We start from the raw sequence: 17315 nt of genomic DNA, 5'->3' as shown, positions 1-17315 counted from the left end.
GCCACCCTCCCCTGAAATCAGGGGAGGCGCTTAAGGGAGACGTTTTATGCGCAAACTACTCATTCTGGCTGCCGCCCTCACCCTCACGGCCTGTGGCTCCAAGACCGAGGTCAGCACCGAATCGCAAGAAAGCGGCGTGACGAAGGTCGAGACCAAGACCAATATCGACGGCGTGAAAACCCACGCGGCGATGGAACTGACGCACTACGCTGTGCGGGCGGCCCTGGGGCAGAATCCCAACACCGCCGCCTATGTGACGATCAAAAACACCGGCACCACCGATGACCGTCTGGTGTCCGCCGCCTGCGATTGCGCCGACACCGTCGAATTGCATTCCATGAAAATGGATGGCGACAAGATGATGATGGCGCCGCTGCCCGATGGTCTTGTCATCAAGGCGGGTGAGACCGTCGAGCTGAAACCCGGCGGCAATCATATCATGCTGCTGGGCCTGAAAACCCGCCCCGAAGACGGCCAGACCCAGAGCGTGACCCTGACCTTTGAAAAGGCCGGTTCGGTCACCGTCGAGATGCCCGTGTCCAATGCGCCGTTAAGCGACGCTCACAGCGGGCACTAACACCTCTTCTATAAAGGCCGTCATGGCCTCCATCGAGGCCTTCATCGCTTCCGGGTCGAAGTCCATCACCGCACCCTTATTGCCCTGCTCGTCGAAGGCGTGGCTGGCGTCGAGGCTGAGGGTGTGCATCGGCACGCCCTGTTCGCTCAGGCGCTCGAACACCTCAAGCGAGCGTTTATAGGGCGTCAGGTGGTCGCGCATGGCCAGCACCACCGTCGTTGGGATAGTATAGAGCCACGGGTGCTTCACGCTGCGTGCCGGGAAGTTGATATAGGGATAGACCATGAATATCCCTTTGATCTTTTTGATTAATTTGGCGTCCGGATCGGCCAGCCGCGCCTCGCCGCGTTTGGTGAGGCTCTGCGTCATCAGGTCCATGATCGACCAGCCACCGTGGCTGAACCCGGCCAGCATAATCTGATCTGAGATAACGTCGGGCCGTTGCGACACGCCCCATAAGGCCGCCAGCACATCACCGGAACGCTCATAGCCCTGCAAGGCCGCGCCGGTGCAGACGAGGGTCACGCCCTGCATCCGACCCCAGCCGCGGACTTTCAGCGAATCGACGACGAAGACGCGGATACCGGTTTCGGCGGCAGCTTTAGCGTAGGTGTAGATATGCGGGCGGATACCGCCGCAGCCGTGGAACAGGAGCATGGCCGGGCGCGGGGTCGTATCGGCCGGACCGAAATGTTCGGTACAGGCGTCGAGCCGCGCCCATCGCGCGGCTGTGGTTTCCAACATTGGAAAAAACCTCGAAAATCACGTCCCCGCCAGAAGCGTAGCACATGGCGTTCAGGATTAAAACAGAAACGCCTTCAACCGTTCGAACGCCAGATGGCGGTGGCTGAGGCTGTCCTTCTGCGCCTCGTCCATTTCGGCAAAGGTGATATCATAGCCGTCGGGTTGGAAGATCGGGTCGTAGCCGAAGCCGTTATCACCGCGCGGGGCGACGATCTGACCGTGGACGACGCCTTCGAACACGCAGGCATGGCCTTCGGGCCACGCGACCGCCAGCGCCGAGGTGAACCACGCGCGCGTCGAGAAGGTGTCGGGGTTGTGGACCTCGGCCTGCACCATCTTGTGATGGATGATTTCCATGGCGCGGGAAAAATCTTTGTGCGGCCCGGCCCAGCGCGCGCTGTAGATGCCCGGATCGCCGTTCAGCGCCGCGATGCTCAGGCCGGAATCGTCAGCCAGAGCGGGCAGGCCGCCCTTTACCGCCGCGTGGCGGGCCTTGAGGATGGCGTTGGCGACGAAGCTGTTTTCGGTCTCATCGGGTTCGGGCAGGTTGAGCGATCCGGCGGTGACGATCTCGAACCGCCCGCCCAGCAGGGTGTCGATTTCGCGCGCCTTGCCCGGATTGTGGGTGGCGGCGATCAGCTTGTCGCCGGGGATCAGGGTCAGGGCCATGGGTCGCGTCTCCGTTTGACCCTGTTTAGCCAACCGCACCCGGATGAAAAAGGTGTAATTTGGGCCGCGCGGCTTTTTGTGGCATTGACGTAGCAGGATAGGGTTGGGATGACCGTATCAAAGGAATGACGATGCGTTTTCTGGGCCCCCGCTCGATATCCAGCCTGCTGAAGACCGCGCTCGACGTGGTCTATTACGGCCTGTTCGCCATGATCGTGGCCGTGGTGCTGGCGGCGCTGTGCCTGTTGTCGGTGCCGACTCTGGCCAGTGAGGTCGTGGCGCGGATGAACGTCGCGACCGACATTACCGGCACCGAACAGGCGATCCTGATGCTGGCGTTCGGGGTATCGCTAAGCGGCTATCTGATGATCATGTTATGGACGCGGCAGGTGTTCCGGACCCTGGCCGAAGGCGATGTTTTCCACCCCGACAATACACGACGTCTGCGCTGGATCGGCTTCGGTCTGGCGGGGGTCGAGATCTATTCCTACGTGTCGCGCAGTCTGGCCGAGCACCTGCTCAATATGCCGGTCGAGCCGGTCTATGGTATGCGCGCGGTGACGGCGTGGTTCTCGGTGCTGGTCGTCTTCGTGCTGGCCGAGGTGTTCAAGGAAGGCGCGCGGCTCAGGGCCGAAGCGAACCTGACCATATGATTACGATCTGTCTGAATGAGTTGCTGGCGCGACGGCGGCTGTCGATCGTCGAACTGTCCGACCGGACGGGGATTGCGGTGCGCCATCTGGAGCTGCTGCGCGATCAGAAGGCCGTGGCGGTAAGGCTGCGGACGCTCGACGTCCTGTGCCGGGCGCTGAACTGCACGCCGGGTGATCTGCTCGGCCGGCGCGACGAGGACGCGGGGTAAGGCATCCTTCCCTGTTTGTGAGGTTGAGGCTCCTAAATCCTTCCCCGTTTACGGGGAAGGTGGATTTTGGCGCGAAGCGGCAAAAGACGGAAGGGGGAAGCGGAGGTTCAACGAGCGATGACCGTGCGGGTTTCTTCGACGGTTTCCCCCTTCCGTCACCTCGCTTTGCTCGGCGCCACCTTCCCCGGCCTCGCCGGCAGGCAAAACGGGGAAGGATGTTTACCTGACTTACCGACCCAGATTTACCGACCTAATGCCGACAGTTGCAGGGCGAAGATTTCCTTCGCGCCCTTGTCGGCCAGATCGAACAGAGCGTTGAATTCGTCGCGCGAGAAGCCGCGCTTTTCGCCGGTCGCCTGCACCTCGACGATATGACCCGACCCGGTCAGGACGAAGTTCGAGTCGGTTTCGGCCGACGAGTCCTCATCGTAATCGAGGTCGAGCACCGGCGTGTTTTCATAGACGCCGCACGAAATCGCCGCGACCTGATCGATGATCGGGTTGCCCGTGATCAGCTTCTGCTCTTTCAGCTTGTCGCAGGCCAGAGACAGGGCGACCCATGCTGCCGTGATCGAGGCGCAGCGCGTGCCGCCATCGGCCTGAATGACGTCGCAGTCGATGATGATCTGACGCTCGCCAAGGGCCTTCAGATCGACCACGGCGCGCAGGCTCCGCCCGATCAGACGCTGGATTTCCTGTGTGCGGCCCGACTGCTTGCCGGCGGCGGCTTCGCGGCGCGAGCGCGTGTGGGTCGAGCGCGGCAGCATACCGTATTCGGCGGTGACCCAGCCCTGACCCTTGCCCTTGAGGAACGGCGGCACGCCCTGTTCGACCGAGGCGGTGACCAGCACCTTGGTGTGGCCGAAGGTGATCAGGCACGAGCCCTCGGCATAGCGCGTCACGCCGGTCTCGATCGTCACCTTGCGCAGCTGGTCCGGCTGACGGTTCGACGGACGGATGGTTTTCAGCGCGTTGAGGGCTTCGAATTGCGACATGGTATGACTCCGAAATATCGGGTCTGCGTATCAGGATAGACCCGCAGGCGCAAAAGGTTTTTGGGTTGACACCCGATGGTCAATAAGTCAGACAAATGGCAATAAAGGGAGATGCCATATGATCGCGTTACGTTTGTCCGCCGCCATCCTCGCGCTGGCTATTGCCCAACCCGTATGGGCCGAAACGTCTAAACCAAAACCCGGTGCCAACCCGATCATTACCGACGTTTTCACGGCCGATCCCGCCGCGCTGGTGGTGGGCAAGCGCGTCTATCTCTATGTCGGGCGCGATGACTCTTCGGTCAACACCTACCGTATGCCCGACTGGCGCGCCTATTCCTCGACCGACATGAAGCGCTGGGAAGCGCACGGCGTTGTGCTGAAACCCACCGATTTTAGCTGGTCCACCGGTGACGCCTATGCCTCTCAGGTGGTCGAGAAAAACGGTAAGTTCTACTTCTTCGCCACCGCCAAATGGCGCGGCGACGAGACCATGCGCGCTTCGATGGCCATCGGCGTGGCGGTGTCGGATAAGCCGACCGGTCCCTTTGTCGATGCCATCGGCAAGCCGCTGATCACCAACGGCATGACGCCGCAGGGCAAGCACGGCTGGAGCGATATCGACCCCACCGTCCTGATCGACGACGACGGCACGGCATGGATGATGTGGGGCAACGAGAACCTGTTTCTGGTCAAGCTCAAGCCGAACCTGACCGAGCTGGACGGTCCGATCCGCGAAATCCCGATGGCCAACTATACCGAGGGCCCGTGGCTGCATAAGCGCGGCAAGATGTATTACGTGACCTTTGCCTCATGGGATAAGACCAAGGACGGCGAATATATGTCCTATGCTACCGCGCCGTCGGTCGAAGGGCCGTGGACCTATCGCGGCGTCCTGACCGGCATGGCGCACAACAGCAATACGATCCATCCGGCGATCATCGAATTCAAGGGCAAGTCGTACTTCTTCTACCACGACGGCGGTCTGAATATCGGCGATCAGAAGGGCGGCAGCTTCCGCCGCGCGGTGCGGGTCGAGTATCTCTATTACAACGACGACGGCACGATCAAACCGATCGTTCAGACGGACGAGGGCGTGTCCAAACCGGCGAAGAAATAGGTTTCAGAGCCACACATCCGGAAGCGCCATGGCGGCTATCAAAAATGCCATGAAGGCGTATCCGATATTGAAAAGGCTCAGACCTCCCGCAATCAGTCGGGCGCCTTTCAGTCTGAAGATAAACCAGACGGCCAGTAGAATCTGGAGACAGAGAAAGGCATACAGTACCGGTTCAGAGCCATGCTTGACTTGCCCGCGTAAAGCACCGGCGACCGTAACGAGGACGTGACTCAGGGCAAAAGGAAACAGAAGCCAGAGCGCGCGTTTTTCCTTACGTCGAATGGCCAGCACGGCACCTGCAAGGCCGGTCAACAAGCCTATGGGAACCAAAAGCGACCATGGAAAGAAAAAGGTTGGCGCGGCCAGGATCGACACAAACCACGTCGGCAAGGAGGCGTTAAGCCAAATGACATCGCCCACAGTTTAGTCCCGCTTCTCGTCCACCTTGCGCGAGACCTTGCATTCCTTATCCATGCAGGCATAGGTGTTGCCGTCTTCGTCGACCGGTTCCTTGCCCTTGTGCTTGAGCGACTTGGTGACGCGCCACGGGCCGCGTAGAGGCTCGTAGTCGCTGCCCTTTTTCTTCGCCTTGGGCTGGTAGTCGCTGGGCAGATGGTCGACGGTTTTTTCCGCCTTGGCCGGACCGTAGACCGGCTTGTTAGTCAGGGTCACCGCCGGGGCGGTCACGGCGCCTGCCGCAAAGGCCAGCACGGATGCAGTCGCAAGGGTCGTTACGAACAGACGGATTTTCATAGGGGCCTCCCACCTCAATGTGCAGAGATTTCGCCGCAATCGTGGCAATTTAGGGGCCCAGTCTTTAAGTGTCTTGTGCGTTTCGCCCTTCACAAGCGCTATCCTCCCTCTATATCCTTTAAGTTATGATCTCGAAAACCTCGCTTTCGTCGCTGCTGAGCACCACGGCCCCTCTGGGGGAACTGGATGCCCGGGCGCGTGAAGTCTTCCGTCAGGTGGTCGAGACCTATCTGGAGACCGGTGAGCCGGTGGGGTCGCGCACCCTGTCGCGCGGCGGGATCGCCCTGTCGCCCGCGTCGATCCGCAACACCTTGCAGGATCTGGCGCATCTGGGGCTTCTGAGCGCGCCGCACGTCTCGGCGGGGCGGATGCCGACGCATCAGGGCCTGCGCCTGTTCGTCGATGGTCTGCTCGAAATCGGCGATATCGGCGAGGCGGCGAAACGCGAGATCGAAGCGCGGCTCACGGGCCGAGGCATGACCTTCGACCACGCCCTGAAGGAGGCCTCGAACCTGCTGTCGGGTCTGGCGGGCGGCGCAGGGGTCGTCATGACGCCGTCGTTTGAAGCCGGGGTCAAGCACGTCGAATTCGTCAAGCTGGGGGTCGATCAGGCGCTGGCTGTGTTGGTGTTCGACGATGGGCGGGTCGAAAACCGCCTGATGACGCTGGAGGCCGGGGTGACGCCTTCGGTGCTGATCGAAGCGTCGAACTACCTCAATGCGCGTCTGCGCGGTCGGACCCTGATGGAGGCCAGCCGCGAGCTGCGCACCGAACTGGACAGCGAGCGCGAACAGTTGAACGTCGCGGCGGCGCATCTGATCGAGGCGGGCCTTGCCGCCTGGTCCGGCGGCGAAAGCGATAAGCGCGCCCTGATCGTGCGCGGCCAGGCCAATCTGCTGGAGGCTTCGGCGCTCGAAGACCTTGAACGCGTGCGGGCCCTGTTCGAAGATCTGGAGGAAAAAGAGGAGCTGATCAACCTGCTCGACCACGTCAAGGTGGCACAGGGGGTGAGAATTTTCATCGGATCGGAATCGAAACTGTTTTCTTTGTCGGGTTCGGCTGTTATTGCAGCCCCCTACATGCGGGCGGGCGGCCAAACCCAGAAGGTTATGGGCGCCATCGGGGTCATCGGCCCCGCCCGGTTGAATTATGCGCGCATCATCCCACTTGTGGACTACACCGCGAAAATCCTTGGGCGTTTGTTAGATTAGCGCCCTCAAATCGATAGAGATGTCATGACCGAAGAGACCCAAAACACCGAGTCCCCGTTTGAAAACGACGCCATCGAGACGCTGAACGCGGCTCTGGAGCAGCTTCAGGCGGAGAATGCGGCGCTCAAGGAACAGGCCCTGCGTTATGCCGCCGAAGCCGAGAACGTCAAACGCCGCTCCGAGCGCGAAATGAACGACGCGCGCGCCTTTGCGATCCAGCGCTTCGCCCGCGACCTGCTGGGCGTCGCGGACGTCCTGCAACGCGCGCTTCAGGCGACGCCGAAAGAGATTGCCGATCCGGCCTTCAAGAACTTCGTCTCGGGCATTGAAATGACCGACAAGGAGCTGATGGGCGCGTTCGAGAAAAACGCCGTCAAGAAGATCACGCCGCTGAAGGGCGACAAGTTCGATCCGAACTTCCATCAGGCGGTGATGGAGCAGCCCTCCACCGAGGTCGAGGGCGGCAGCGTCCTGATGGTCATGCAGGCGGGTTACGAGCTGTTCGGCCGCGTCATCCGTCCGGCCATGGTCGTCACGGCAGCGAAAACCGCCGCGGCTTCGGGTGGTGCCTATGCCGCCAATGGCGATGCGTCCGGTGGCACTGTGGACACGCAGGCTTAAGTCAAACCATCCTCCCCCGCCACGCGGGGGAGGATGAGAATTACAGATACGTCTTGAACCAGCCGAGCAGGTCGCTCCAACCTTCCTTGGCGGCTTTTTCATTGTACAGGTTGCGGTAATCGGCGTGGAAGCCGTGCTTGGCGTCCTTGAACAGCTTGATATGGCTGGTCTTGCCGGTCGCTTTCAGTGCGGCGTTCATTTTCGCCACGCTGTCGAGGGTGATGCCGCCGTCCTGTTCGGCATAAAGCCCCAGCACCGGGCGTTTCAGGCGCGACACCGTGTCGATCGGCCATTCGCGCTCTTCCTTGCCGAGAAAATCGGTCCTGGCTGGACGCTCCAGACGCCCGTACCACGCTACGCCCGCCTTGATGTCGGGGATCGAAGCCGCGGCCATCCACACCACGGCGCCGCCCCAGCAGAAGCCGGTAATGCCGATGCGCGAGGTATTGGCGAATTTGTTCAGGCCGCCGAAGGTGCCCTTGCCCTGACCGACATCCGGGTTCGATTTCAGCCAGTTGATCAGGGTTTTCAAATCGCCCATGACCTGTGCATTGGTCGCCGTTTCGACCAGCTTGCGGATCTCGGCGGTGTCTTTCAATGCGGCGGCATTCCCGGCGCGGGCGAACGGGTCGAAGGTCAGGGCGACATAGCCTTCGTGAGCCAGTCGGCGGCAGACATCGCGCAGATAGTCGTGCAGACCGAAGATTTCCGGCACCACCAGCACGACCGGCAGGCGTTTGGCCTTTTCCGGGAAGGCGATATAGGCGGGAATCTGATAGCCGGTGTCGGTGCCGACCGTCAGGTCTTTGGCGATCAGGCCGTCGGATGACGTCTTGATCGTCTCGGCATTGACCGCCCCGGCCCCCAGCGCATAGCCTGCGAAGAACAGGCCCGCAATGCCGCGGCGGCTGAGGTGAAAGTCCTGCGGTTCGTTGCCTTCGGGACGGGTGAGGCTGAAAGAGGGGCCCGTTTGGCGCTCAGACATGGTCGTTTCCTTGGATAGCTTTGGGGCTTGAAAGATTTGCTTATCGTCAGGTTTTAACGCATCGTGAGGCGAAAACAAGCGGTCTGGGTTAAAGGCGCAAAGCATGAAAAGGACGGTTTCGGGTATTGCTTATCTGGTTGCCGGTATGGTGCTTTTTCTGGCATCCGATGCGTTTGCCGGGATCAAACCGGACAATGGAGTCTTTGGACCGCGACCGGTAGTGCAATCGGGCCCGGGAACCGCGAAAGCTTTGTCGCCGCGCCTTCGATCATTTCTTCAAAATCACTATAAAGATACGCAGGAATACCCGAATATATATTCCGGCCCCCTGCGGGTGTCTGTTCGAACCATGCCTAGCCACGGTGGCCGGTCTTTGGTTCTGGTCTATGCTTCCGGTGGCGGCATATGTGGCACAAGCGGGTGTTATCTGCTGATATTGGAGCGGACGCCCACCTCGTACCGCGTTCTCGGTAACATACAGGGCTGGCCGTCGATCCGGCGTTTGACGGGCAACAGCGCGTATCCGGACCTGTCGATCTGGACGCAAGGTGGCGGCGTTCAGCCGGGCTATAGGTCTTTGATCCGGTTTGACGGCAAGGCTTACCGGCTTATGGAGACGACGCACCCTGCGGCCAAAGGTCAAATCCTGTTTAGCCCGCAGACACCGGATCAGTTGCTCTATCCCTGACCTATGCGCAACCGTTTGCCTCTCAACGCCGGGGCATCTGAAAAACCACACTAAATTTGCTGCCATTCGGGGCGTACCCCCTCTTGCACAGGCCGTATCGGCCCCCATATCGGTGTCACAACCGGGATCGAAGCAGGTCGTTTTCCCTGCCACGGTCCCGAAAAATTCGTCATTTTTCATCTCAACGGGGATGGACAAGCGGGGTGCTTATCTTCAAAAGGCCCCGAAAGCCCATTGCCTATAACGGAGCAGACCCAGACTCATGGCTAAAATCATCGGTATCGACCTTGGTACGACCAACTCGTGCGTCGCCGTCATGGACGGCAAGAACCCGAAGGTCATCGAAAACGCCGAAGGCGTGCGCACCACGCCGTCGGTAGTCGCGATCGTGGACGACTCGGAGCGCCTGATCGGGCAGCCTGCCAAGCGTCAGGCGGTCACCAACCCCGGCAACACCTTCTTCGCCATCAAGCGCCTGATCGGCCGCAACTATTCCGACCCGATGGTCCAGAAGGACAAGGGCATGGTCCCTTACGACATCTCGAAGGGCCCGAACGGCGATGCGTGGGTCAAGGCTCACGGCAAGGACTATTCGCCGCAGCAGATCTCGGCCTTCATCCTGCAAAAGCTGAAGGAAGACGCCGAAGCCTATCTGGGTGAAACCGTCACGCAAGCCGTCATCACGGTTCCGGCCTACTTCAACGACGCCCAGCGTCAGGCGACCAAGGACGCCGGCAAGATCGCCGGTCTCGAAGTCCTGCGCATCATCAACGAGCCGACCGCCGCCGCTCTGGCCTACGGCCTCGACAAGAACGACGGCAAGAAGATCGCCGTCTACGACCTCGGTGGCGGTACCTTCGACGTCTCGGTGCTGGAAATCGGCGACGGCGTCTTCGAAGTGAAGTCGACCAACGGCGACACCTTCCTCGGCGGTGAAGACTTCGACATGCGCGTCGTCGACTACCTTGCCGACGAGTTCAAGAAGGAAAACGGCGTCGATCTGCGCTCGGACAAGTTGGCCCTGCAACGCCTCAAGGAAGAGGCCGAAAAGGCCAAGAAGGAACTGTCGACGGTCGCGCAATACGACCTGAACCTGCCCTTCATCTCGATGAACGCCTCGGGTCCGCTGCACCTGAACCTCAAGCTGACCCGCGCCAAGCTGGAATCGCTCGTCGAAGACCTGATCCAGAAGACCATTGCCCCGTGCCAGCAGGCGCTCAAGGATGCCGGTCTGAAGGCCTCGGACATCGATGAAGTCGTCCTCGTCGGCGGCATGACCCGTATGCCCAAGGTCGTCGAAGCCGTGAAGGCCTTCTTCGGTCGCGAACCGCACAAGGGCGTCAACCCGGACGAAGTCGTGGCGCTCGGTGCCGCCATTCAGGCCGGCGTTCTGCAAGGCGACGTCAAGGACGTGCTGCTGCTCGACGTCACCCCGCTGACGCTGGGTATCGAAACCCTGGGTGGCGTGTTCACCCCGCTGATCGAACGCAATACGACGATCCCGACCAAGAAGTCGCAGACCTTCTCGACCGCCGATGACAATCAGTCGGCCGTGACGATCCGCGTCTTCCAGGGCGAGCGTCCGATGGCCGCCGATAACAAGACGCTCGGTCAGTTCGACCTCGTCGGTATCCCGCCCGCCCCGCGCGGCGTGCCGCAGATCGAAGTCACCTTCGACATCGACGCCAACGGCATCGTGCAGGTCCACGCCAAGGACAAGGCGACGAACAAGGAGCACTCGATCCGCATTCAGGCCAATGGCGGCCTGTCTGACGCGGATATCGAGGAAATGATCAAGAACGCCGAGGCCAACAAGGCGGAAGACGAGAAGCGCAAGTCGCTGATCGAAGTCCGCAATCAGGCCGACGCCCTGATCCATTCGACCGAAAAGGCCCTCAAGGACTTCGGTGCCAAGGTGGCCGAAGGCGACCGTGTGGCCATCGAAGTCGCCGTGACCGACCTCAAGGCGGCCAAGGACGGCGAAGACGTCGAGGACATCAAGGCCAAGCACCAGACGCTGCTGACCGCCTCGATGAAGCTGGGTGAAGCCATGTACGCCGCTCAGGGCGATGGCGAAGCCGGTGACGACGCGGCCGACGCTTCGGACGACGTGGTCGACGCCGAGTTCGAGGAAGTCGACGGTAACGAAAAGAAGGCCTAAGCCGGTCTTCTAAGACAAACGGGGGAGTCTGATTTCGATTGGACTCCCTCTTTTTTTGAGTTTCGTCCGACATCGGTTATGGTGCCGGTGTGGATAGTGCAGGCAACCCAAGCGGGGGCTTGGGAAGACAGGGCTTGTGTGTAATGGCGCGTGATTATTACGAAATTCTGGGTGTGGCCCGCGACGCGGACGATGCGACGCTGAAATCGGCCTTCCGCAAGAAGGCGATGGAGCATCACCCTGACCGCAATCAGGGCGACGATCAGGCCGAGACGCGGTTCAAGGAAGTCAACGAAGCCTATTCGGTCCTGTCCGACGGCAATAAGCGTGCGGCCTATGACCGCTTCGGCCACGCCGGGGTCAATGGTCAGGGCGGCGGTGGTGGCTTTGGCGGTGGCCCGCAGGGCTTCGGTAATGTCGAAGACATCTTCTCCGAAATGTTCGGCGATATGTTCGGTGGTGGTGGACGCCGTCAGAACAATGGCCCGCAACGCGGCGCCGACGTGCGCTACGACTACGAAATCACGCTGGAACAGGCCTATCAGGGCGCCGATGTCGAACTGAACGTGCCGACGACGCTGACCTGCGAAGTCTGTAACGGTTCGGGTGCCAAGGCGGGCACCAAGCCGGTCACCTGTACGACCTGCGGCGGTCATGGCCGCGTGCGCACCTCGAACGGTTTCTTTCAGGTCGAACGCGGTTGCCCGACCTGTAACGGCTCCGGTCAGATGATCAAGGAGCCGTGCACCAACTGTCACGGTCACGGTCAGGTTCGTGCCAACCGCAAACTTAATGTCCGCATCCCGGCGGGCGTCGATGATGGGGCGCGTATCCGCCTCAGTGGCGAAGGTCAGGCCGGAGCCAAGGGCGGCCCCAAGGGCGACCTGTACATCTTCCTCAGCGTCGGTGAACACGACATCTTCGAGCGCGACGGGGCCGACCTGCACTGCATGATCCCCGTGCCGATGACCACCGCCGTTCTGGGCGGCGAGGTCGAGGTGCCGTGCCTGATGGGCGGTGAAAACTGCGACGGCACCTGCAAGCTGGGGGTCCAGATCCCCGAAGGCGCGCAGACCGGCCACAAGGTCAAGATCAAGGGCAAGGGCATGCCGGTGCTCAATTCCAAGCACAAGGGCGACCTGATCGTCGAGCTGTTTGTGGAAACGCCCAAGGGTCTCAGCGCGCGTCAGAAGGAACTGATGCAGGAGTTTGCCGAGATCGCCGAGGCCCAGTCCTATGCCCAGTCTCAGGGCTTCATGCACAAGGCCAAGCGCTTCTGGGACGACATCACTGGCACCGCCTGAGGCTGAACGGTTTATCCGTGATAATCTGATGCTCACGCCCGCGCCGTCGGTGCCGGACATCAGCCTCTATCAGGCCCATGCCCACAGCGGTCTGCGGCGGTTGGTCGGCGACGACGGGCCGTCGCCCTACTGGGCCTTCGGCTGGGCGGGTGGCACGGTGCTGGCGCGCTATATCCTCGATCATCCGCAGGTGGTCAAAGGCCGACGGGTGTTCGATCTGGGCACGGGCTCGGGCATCGTCGCCGTTGCCGCGATGAAGGCCGGAGCGGCATCCGTGATGGCGGTCGATGTCGACCCGCTGGCGGCGCTGGCGGCGCGATTGAACGCCGAAGCCAACGGGGTTTTGTTTGATATTCAGACCACGGATTATCTCGACGGTGCTCCGCCAGATTGTGATGTGATGACGGTCGGTGATGTGTTTTTCGAGGCGGGTTTGGCCCTGCGCGTCACGGCGTTTCTGACGCGTTGTCAGGCCGCCGGGGTCGAGATTCTGGTCGGCGATCCGGGGCGCAAACCGTTGCCGTTGAACAATCTCGAACACGTCGCCGGATACGATGTGCCAGATTTCGGGCAGTCGGGTGTCGTTCCGGCCAAAGTCTACCGGTTCAGATCAGCGGCGTCTTGAGGAACGATTTCAGCGAAAACCCGGCAGGCCGTTCCGCGCTTTTCAGATAGCGCACGTCGCTGATCCGCCAGCCTTTCTTGGTCAGGACGAAGTCGTACAGCACGGTCATCGGCGTACCGATATTCCTGAACGAAGCGGTTACCAGTTGACGTTTCGGATCGAGCATTTTTGCGGTCACCTTGACCTCGGTGATCTCGTAATCCTGCGCATCGATGAACGGGTCGAAGTCGAGGATCGGCATCTCTTCACCCGGCTGGGTCGTCGTCCCTTTGTCGTACAGCACGCGCAGATCGTCGGTCATCCAGTCGCGCAGATGTACCTTTTCGACGGCATTGCCGGTCCCTTGCGTGCCCTGCGCCGCATAGATCAGGTAAAATTTCTGGATCAGGTCGCGCGGCGGCTGAACGGCAGCAAAGGTCGGCGATGCGACGGCCAGAAGGCCTAGGAGAAACAATCGGCGATCCATATCAGCGTTCCCTATCAGCGTTACTTATCAGCGTTTTGGGGGATGGGTGAGGTAACCGCGCAGCGAGAAGCCCTCCGGCGAGTCCTCGTCACCGGGATAGCGGACATCGGTGACGCGCCACTTGCCCTTGGTCAGGACGAAGTCGTAGTAAACCGTCATCGGCGTGTCGAAATTCTTGAAGCGCGCGGTGACGATCTGATGCGTGGCGTCGGTGACTTCGGTCGAGACGCTGAATTCGGTCATCAGCACGTCCTGACCATTGGCGAAAACGTCCCAGTCGAGCAGCGGCAGGTCGCCGTCAGGTTCTTCCTCGCCTTTCTGGTAGAGCTTATAGAGGTCGGGTGTAAACAGGTCCTTCAGATCGATCTCGGGCTTCGGAAAGTCCATCGTCTCGTTTTTGATGCTCAGATACGAGGCGTAGAAGGCGCGGATCATCGCTTCCGGTGTCTTCGGGGCAGCCAGAGCTTGAGAGGTTTGAGCCGCGGTGGCCGACAAAACCAGCAGTGATATCAATAGAGCGCGACGGTGCATGAGCATTTCTCCCCGCGTCACCCTAACGCGGTTATGCTGAGGCCACCACTTACAAACGCCGTCATAAGTTGCGCGGGTCGCTTCGATTGTCTAAGGGTGACGCGAATTAAGGAGATTGATCGCATGACACGTTTCGCCGTTGCCGGGGCCAAAGGCCGTATGGGTCAGGCCGTTATCCGCGTCCTGACCGAACGCGGGTTCGACATCGCCGCGACCTTCGACAAGGGCGACGATATCGACCTGACGAACGCCGATGCGGTGATCGATTTCACCACGCCGAACGCGACTCTGGCCATCGCCGAGGCCTGCGCGGCAGCGGGCGGCAAGGTCCACGTGATCGGCTCGACCGGCTTCATGCCGGAGCAGGAAACGGCGCTGAATGCCTATCAGGATCGCAATATCATTATCCGGTCGGGTAATTTCTCGCTGGGGGTCAATATCCTGATGGGTCTCGTCAAGCAGGCGGCGGCGAAACTGGACGCGCTGGACTGGGACATCGAGGTCACCGAAGCTCACCATAAGCGCAAGGTCGATGCGCCGTCAGGGACCGCTTTGATGCTGGGTCACGCGGCGGCGGACGGGCGCGGTGTCTCCTTGCATAATGCCAAGGTGGCGGCGCGCGACGGCCTGACCGGTCAGCGCGAACCCGGCACGATCGGCTTTTCGGTCATTCGCGGCGGCGGTATCGTCGGTGAACACAGCGTCCTGTTCGCCGCGGAAGACGAACTGATCACCCTGTCGCATTCGGCGCGCGATCGGACCCTGTTTGCGCGCGGCGCGGTCGAGGCGGCGCTCTATGGCGTCAAGCAGTCGCCGGGGCTTTACGACATGCAGGACGTGCTGGGGTTTAATTAAACCTCAGCCTTCTTTTTCGGCGTCAGTGAAATGGTGTTCTTGATCACGCATAGAAAGCGAATGATCAGGAACGCCGCCGCGAACATCAGGCCGGTTTGAATCTGCGTTTCCATCGCGAAGGGATCGGGCAGGACCGGCGTCAGACCGAAGGCCAGCGGCCACAGGGTGTTGACGATGAGCGCCAGACCGGTCGAAAGCCCGGCCTTGATCAGATAAGCGGTTTTCTGCGACTGGATGACGCCGATCAGGACGCTGAGCACAATCACTGGTATCCAGTTCAACCCGTTCAGCGCCGCAACGATGAGGTCGCTGAAAACCAGGGTCAGATCGATCACACTCGCCATAGTTCACCTCATGGCCGGAAAGGCGGTAGGGCAGGTAGGCACGTCTTAATATATGGACAGAAGTGTGGGCCGCTTCGCCGGATCGGTAAAGCGGGAAAGCGTGTTTTTCGCGCTACAGGCGAGATGAAAATATCCTTGTTACGACTTTCCGGTGGATCCGAAACCGCCCGCGCCGCGTTCGGTCTCATCGAGGCTTTCGACCACCGACCATTCGATGCGCGCATGGCGGGCGACGATCATCTGGGCGATGCGGTCACCGCGACGGATTTCGAAGTCTTTCGAGCCCAGATTGATCAGGATGACGCCGACCTCGCCGCGATAGTCGGAATCGACCGTGCCGGGCGAGTTGAGGCAGGTAATGCCGAATTTCAGCGCCAACCCCGAGCGCGGTCGCACCTGCACCTCGAAACCGAGCGGCACGGCGACCTTGAGGCCCGTCGGCACCAGAGCACGGCCCAGCGGCTTCAGTGTCAGAACCTCGCCGTCAGGGATGGCGGCGCGCAGGTCGAGACCCGCCGAGCCTTCGGTTTCATAGGCCGGCAAAGCAAGGCCTGCGGCGTGCGGCAACTGGATAATGTGAGCGGTCGGCGTATAGGTCATGTCAATTTCGCGGCTATGTAATGGATAAGGTCGGCGGCGGCCTCGGTCTTGGTCATATGGCGACCGGAGGTCGGACCCGAGGCGTCGATCAGGATCATATTGGTCGTGTCGGCGTCGAACACGTCTTTTGAGACATCATTGGCCATGATGGCGTCGGCGCCCTTGGTGCGCAGCTTGGTCTGGCCGTAGACCTCGACATTGCGCGTTTCGGCGGCGAAACCGATGACCAGCCTGGGGCGCAAGGTTTCGTGCTTGCCGACGCTGGCCAGGATGTCGGGGTTCTTGACAAGGGTGACGCTGAGTTCGTCGCCTTCGCCCTTTTTCTGCTTGTCGCGGGCGATGGTCTTGGCGCGCCAGTCACCGACAGCGGCGACGCCGATGAAGACGTCGGCGGGCAGGTGGGCGTGGACCGCCTCGAACATCTGCTGCGCCGTCTCGACATCGATCCGCGTCACGCCGTCGGGGGTCGTGAGGCTGACCGGGCCGGAGACAAGCGTCACCTGCGCCCCGGCCTGAGCGGCGGCGGCGGCGATGGCGTAGCCCTGTTTGCCGGACGATCGATTGGTGATGCCGCGCACGGGGTCCAGCGGCTCGAACGTCGGTCCCGCCGTGATCAGGACATGGCGGCCTTTCAGCGGTTGCGTCTTCGGTTTCAGCGCAGTTTGGATGGCGGCAAAAATAGCGTCGGGTTCGGACATCCGCCCCAGTCCGAATTCGCCGCAGGCCATGTCGCCCTCACCGGGGCCGACGAACAGCACCTTATCCCCTTGCAGGGTTTTGAGATTACGCTGAGTGGCCGGATGATGCCACATGCGCACATTCATCGCCGGAGCCATCAGGACGGGTTTATCGGTCGCCAGCAGCAGCGTCGTCGCCAGATCATCCGACTGCCCGGCGGCCAGCTTGCTCATCAGGTTCGCTGTGGCGGGGGCGACGACGACCAGTTCCGCCTGACGCGACAGGGTGATGTGACCCATCTCGGCCTCGTCGGTGAGGTCGAACAGGTCGGTGTAGACCTTGTCGCCCGACAGCGCTCCGGCGCTCAGGGGTGTGACGAACGATTGCGCGGCCTCGGTGAGAACGACGCGGACATCCATCCCGCCCTTTTTAATCAGGCGGATCAGCTCCAGCGATTTATAGGCAGCGATGCCGCCGCCGACGATCAGCAGAATGCGGGGAGGGGTTGCAGAGGTCATGGGAACGG

Annotated in this window: 22 protein-coding genes; 11 read left to right on the top strand and 11 right to left on the bottom strand. The window is 61.2% G+C overall.

The window, feature by feature from the left end; translation table 11 throughout:
* Positions 1-46: 46 nt before the first annotated feature.
* Positions 47-577 carry a copper chaperone PCu(A)C gene (locus tag PQU92_RS06900; RefSeq protein ID WP_272747479.1) on the top strand — a complete coding sequence of 177 codons (531 nt, stop codon included), beginning with the start codon at positions 47-49 and terminating at the stop codon, positions 575-577.
* On the opposite strand, the gene PQU92_RS06895 is transcribed toward PQU92_RS06900, so the two are convergent.
* Together PQU92_RS06895 and rdgB are read right to left on the bottom strand one after the other, a co-directional pair.
* Positions 551-1321, bottom strand: a complete 771-nt coding sequence (locus PQU92_RS06895; protein ID WP_272747478.1) for a dienelactone hydrolase family protein — start codon at positions 1319-1321, stop codon at positions 551-553. The two genes, PQU92_RS06900 and PQU92_RS06895, sit on opposite strands and share 27 nt — an antisense overlap.
* A gap of 57 nt (positions 1322-1378) precedes the next feature.
* The gene (gene rdgB / locus PQU92_RS06890; protein WP_272747477.1) at positions 1379-1990 is read right to left on the bottom strand and encodes an RdgB/HAM1 family non-canonical purine NTP pyrophosphatase; all 612 of its coding nucleotides are present in this window, start codon (positions 1988-1990) and stop codon (positions 1379-1381) included.
* A 131-nt stretch (positions 1991-2121) separates the two neighbouring features.
* Between rdgB and PQU92_RS06885 the strand changes: the two genes are divergently transcribed.
* Both PQU92_RS06885 and PQU92_RS06880 read left to right on the top strand, forming a co-directional pair.
* Positions 2122-2643, top strand: coding sequence for a DUF2975 domain-containing protein (locus tag PQU92_RS06885; RefSeq protein ID WP_023460456.1), 522 nt, complete (start codon positions 2122-2124; stop codon positions 2641-2643).
* Positions 2640-2852, top strand: a complete 213-nt coding sequence (locus PQU92_RS06880; protein ID WP_272747476.1) for a helix-turn-helix domain-containing protein — start codon at positions 2640-2642, stop codon at positions 2850-2852. Before PQU92_RS06885 ends, PQU92_RS06880 begins: the two co-directional genes overlap by 4 nt.
* Before the next feature lie 242 nt (positions 2853-3094).
* Here the strand turns inward: PQU92_RS06880 and rph are convergent, their stop codons facing one another.
* Positions 3095-3811, bottom strand: a complete 717-nt coding sequence (gene rph, locus PQU92_RS06875; RefSeq protein WP_272747591.1) for a ribonuclease PH — start codon at positions 3809-3811, stop codon at positions 3095-3097.
* A gap of 154 nt (positions 3812-3965) precedes the next feature.
* Between rph and PQU92_RS06870 the strand changes: the two genes are divergently transcribed.
* On the top strand, positions 3966-4967 hold the full coding sequence (locus PQU92_RS06870; RefSeq protein WP_272747475.1) for a glycoside hydrolase family 43 protein: 1002 nt from the start codon (positions 3966-3968) through the stop codon (positions 4965-4967).
* Between the two features lie 3 nt (positions 4968-4970).
* On the opposite strand, the gene PQU92_RS06865 is transcribed toward PQU92_RS06870, so the two are convergent.
* A complete protein-coding gene (locus PQU92_RS06865) occupies positions 4971-5387 on the bottom strand; it encodes a hypothetical protein (RefSeq protein ID WP_272747474.1) in 417 nt (138 codons plus the stop codon).
* Between the two features lie 3 nt (positions 5388-5390).
* Positions 5391-5720 (bottom strand): hypothetical protein, encoded by a 330-nt coding sequence (locus tag PQU92_RS06860; RefSeq protein ID WP_272747473.1) that lies wholly within the window; start codon positions 5718-5720, stop codon positions 5391-5393.
* A 125-nt stretch (positions 5721-5845) separates the two neighbouring features.
* Here PQU92_RS06860 and hrcA point away from each other — a divergent pair, with 125 nt between their 5' ends.
* Both hrcA and grpE read left to right on the top strand, forming a co-directional pair.
* The gene (gene hrcA, locus PQU92_RS06855) at positions 5846-6931 is read left to right on the top strand and encodes a heat-inducible transcriptional repressor HrcA (protein ID WP_272747472.1); all 1086 of its coding nucleotides are present in this window, start codon (positions 5846-5848) and stop codon (positions 6929-6931) included.
* 24 nt (positions 6932-6955) lie between these two features.
* Positions 6956-7552 (top strand): nucleotide exchange factor GrpE, encoded by a 597-nt coding sequence (gene grpE / locus PQU92_RS06850; protein ID WP_272747471.1) that lies wholly within the window; start codon positions 6956-6958, stop codon positions 7550-7552.
* Positions 7553-7592: 40 nt separating this feature from the next.
* Here grpE and PQU92_RS06845 read toward each other — a convergent pair whose 3' ends face one another.
* Positions 7593-8537 (bottom strand): dienelactone hydrolase family protein, encoded by a 945-nt coding sequence (locus PQU92_RS06845; RefSeq protein WP_272747470.1) that lies wholly within the window; start codon positions 8535-8537, stop codon positions 7593-7595.
* Positions 8538-8886: 349 nt separating this feature from the next.
* Here PQU92_RS06845 and PQU92_RS06840 point away from each other — a divergent pair, with 349 nt between their 5' ends.
* The 4 genes from PQU92_RS06840 (at position 8887) to PQU92_RS06825 (ending at position 13315) form a co-directional block, all read left to right on the top strand.
* Complete coding sequence (locus tag PQU92_RS06840) at positions 8887-9225, top strand: hypothetical protein (protein ID WP_272747469.1); 339 nt, start codon at positions 8887-8889, stop codon at positions 9223-9225.
* Positions 9226-9487: 262 nt separating this feature from the next.
* Positions 9488-11386, top strand: coding sequence for a molecular chaperone DnaK (gene dnaK, locus PQU92_RS06835; RefSeq protein ID WP_272747468.1), 1899 nt, complete (start codon positions 9488-9490; stop codon positions 11384-11386).
* 143 nt (positions 11387-11529) lie between these two features.
* Positions 11530-12690 (top strand): molecular chaperone DnaJ, encoded by a 1161-nt coding sequence (dnaJ, locus tag PQU92_RS06830; RefSeq protein ID WP_272747467.1) that lies wholly within the window; start codon positions 11530-11532, stop codon positions 12688-12690.
* 28 nt (positions 12691-12718) lie between these two features.
* Positions 12719-13315, top strand: a complete 597-nt coding sequence (locus PQU92_RS06825) for a class I SAM-dependent methyltransferase (RefSeq protein WP_272747466.1) — start codon at positions 12719-12721, stop codon at positions 13313-13315.
* On the opposite strand, the gene PQU92_RS06820 is transcribed toward PQU92_RS06825, so the two are convergent.
* Both PQU92_RS06820 and PQU92_RS06815 read right to left on the bottom strand, forming a co-directional pair.
* The gene (locus PQU92_RS06820) at positions 13296-13781 is read right to left on the bottom strand and encodes a YqhG/Tai3 family protein (RefSeq protein WP_272747465.1); all 486 of its coding nucleotides are present in this window, start codon (positions 13779-13781) and stop codon (positions 13296-13298) included. The genes PQU92_RS06825 and PQU92_RS06820 overlap by 20 nt on opposite strands.
* 27 nt (positions 13782-13808) lie before the next feature.
* Positions 13809-14312, bottom strand: coding sequence for a DUF3828 domain-containing protein (locus PQU92_RS06815; protein WP_272747464.1), 504 nt, complete (start codon positions 14310-14312; stop codon positions 13809-13811).
* A 123-nt stretch (positions 14313-14435) separates the two neighbouring features.
* Here PQU92_RS06815 and dapB point away from each other — a divergent pair, with 123 nt between their 5' ends.
* Complete coding sequence (gene dapB, locus PQU92_RS06810; RefSeq protein ID WP_272747463.1) at positions 14436-15167, top strand: 4-hydroxy-tetrahydrodipicolinate reductase; 732 nt, start codon at positions 14436-14438, stop codon at positions 15165-15167.
* On the opposite strand, the gene PQU92_RS06805 is transcribed toward dapB, so the two are convergent.
* The 3 genes from PQU92_RS06805 to coaBC all read right to left on the bottom strand — a co-directional run bounded on the left by PQU92_RS06805 (position 15164) and on the right by coaBC (position 17307).
* On the bottom strand, positions 15164-15511 hold the full coding sequence (locus tag PQU92_RS06805; RefSeq protein ID WP_272747462.1) for a hypothetical protein: 348 nt from the start codon (positions 15509-15511) through the stop codon (positions 15164-15166). The genes dapB and PQU92_RS06805 overlap by 4 nt on opposite strands.
* Positions 15512-15649: 138 nt before the next feature.
* Positions 15650-16111, bottom strand: a complete 462-nt coding sequence (gene dut, locus PQU92_RS06800; protein ID WP_272747461.1) for a dUTP diphosphatase — start codon at positions 16109-16111, stop codon at positions 15650-15652.
* The gene (coaBC, locus tag PQU92_RS06795; RefSeq protein ID WP_272747460.1) at positions 16108-17307 is read right to left on the bottom strand and encodes a bifunctional phosphopantothenoylcysteine decarboxylase/phosphopantothenate--cysteine ligase CoaBC; all 1200 of its coding nucleotides are present in this window, start codon (positions 17305-17307) and stop codon (positions 16108-16110) included. Before coaBC ends, dut begins: the two co-directional genes overlap by 4 nt.
* Positions 17308-17315: the final 8 nt, after the last annotated feature.

Source organism: Asticcacaulis aquaticus (genome assembly GCF_028550415.1).
Taxonomy (GTDB): Bacteria; Pseudomonadota; Alphaproteobacteria; order Caulobacterales; family Caulobacteraceae; genus Asticcacaulis; species Asticcacaulis aquaticus.
This window is presented reverse-complemented; position numbering and strand designations above follow the sequence as displayed.

Coding starts and splice junctions, on each gene's coding strand:
- PQU92_RS06845 (WP_272747470.1), bottom strand. CDS start 8,537: ATGTCTGAGCGCCAAACGGGCCCCTCTTTCAGCCTCACCCGTCCCGAA.
- coaBC (WP_272747460.1), bottom strand. CDS start 17,307: ATGACCTCTGCAACCCCTCCCCGCATTCTGCTGATCGTCGGCGGCGGC.
- PQU92_RS06900 (WP_272747479.1), top strand. CDS start 47: ATGCGCAAACTACTCATTCTGGCTGCCGCCCTCACCCTCACGGCCTGT.
- PQU92_RS06870 (WP_272747475.1), top strand. CDS start 3,966: ATGATCGCGTTACGTTTGTCCGCCGCCATCCTCGCGCTGGCTATTGCC.
- dnaJ (WP_272747467.1), top strand. CDS start 11,530: ATGGCGCGTGATTATTACGAAATTCTGGGTGTGGCCCGCGACGCGGAC.
- PQU92_RS06825 (WP_272747466.1), top strand. CDS start 12,719: ATGCTCACGCCCGCGCCGTCGGTGCCGGACATCAGCCTCTATCAGGCC.
- PQU92_RS06895 (WP_272747478.1), bottom strand. CDS start 1,321: ATGTTGGAAACCACAGCCGCGCGATGGGCGCGGCTCGACGCCTGTACC.
- hrcA (WP_272747472.1), top strand. CDS start 5,846: ATGATCTCGAAAACCTCGCTTTCGTCGCTGCTGAGCACCACGGCCCCT.
- PQU92_RS06885 (WP_023460456.1), top strand. CDS start 2,122: ATGCGTTTTCTGGGCCCCCGCTCGATATCCAGCCTGCTGAAGACCGCG.
- rdgB (WP_272747477.1), bottom strand. CDS start 1,990: ATGGCCCTGACCCTGATCCCCGGCGACAAGCTGATCGCCGCCACCCAC.
- grpE (WP_272747471.1), top strand. CDS start 6,956: ATGACCGAAGAGACCCAAAACACCGAGTCCCCGTTTGAAAACGACGCC.
- PQU92_RS06820 (WP_272747465.1), bottom strand. CDS start 13,781: ATGGATCGCCGATTGTTTCTCCTAGGCCTTCTGGCCGTCGCATCGCCG.
- PQU92_RS06880 (WP_272747476.1), top strand. CDS start 2,640: ATGATTACGATCTGTCTGAATGAGTTGCTGGCGCGACGGCGGCTGTCG.
- dut (WP_272747461.1), bottom strand. CDS start 16,111: ATGACCTATACGCCGACCGCTCACATTATCCAGTTGCCGCACGCCGCA.
- PQU92_RS06860 (WP_272747473.1), bottom strand. CDS start 5,720: ATGAAAATCCGTCTGTTCGTAACGACCCTTGCGACTGCATCCGTGCTG.
- dnaK (WP_272747468.1), top strand. CDS start 9,488: ATGGCTAAAATCATCGGTATCGACCTTGGTACGACCAACTCGTGCGTC.
- dapB (WP_272747463.1), top strand. CDS start 14,436: ATGACACGTTTCGCCGTTGCCGGGGCCAAAGGCCGTATGGGTCAGGCC.
- PQU92_RS06805 (WP_272747462.1), bottom strand. CDS start 15,511: ATGGCGAGTGTGATCGATCTGACCCTGGTTTTCAGCGACCTCATCGTT.
- PQU92_RS06840 (WP_272747469.1), top strand. CDS start 8,887: ATGCCTAGCCACGGTGGCCGGTCTTTGGTTCTGGTCTATGCTTCCGGT.
- PQU92_RS06815 (WP_272747464.1), bottom strand. CDS start 14,312: ATGCACCGTCGCGCTCTATTGATATCACTGCTGGTTTTGTCGGCCACC.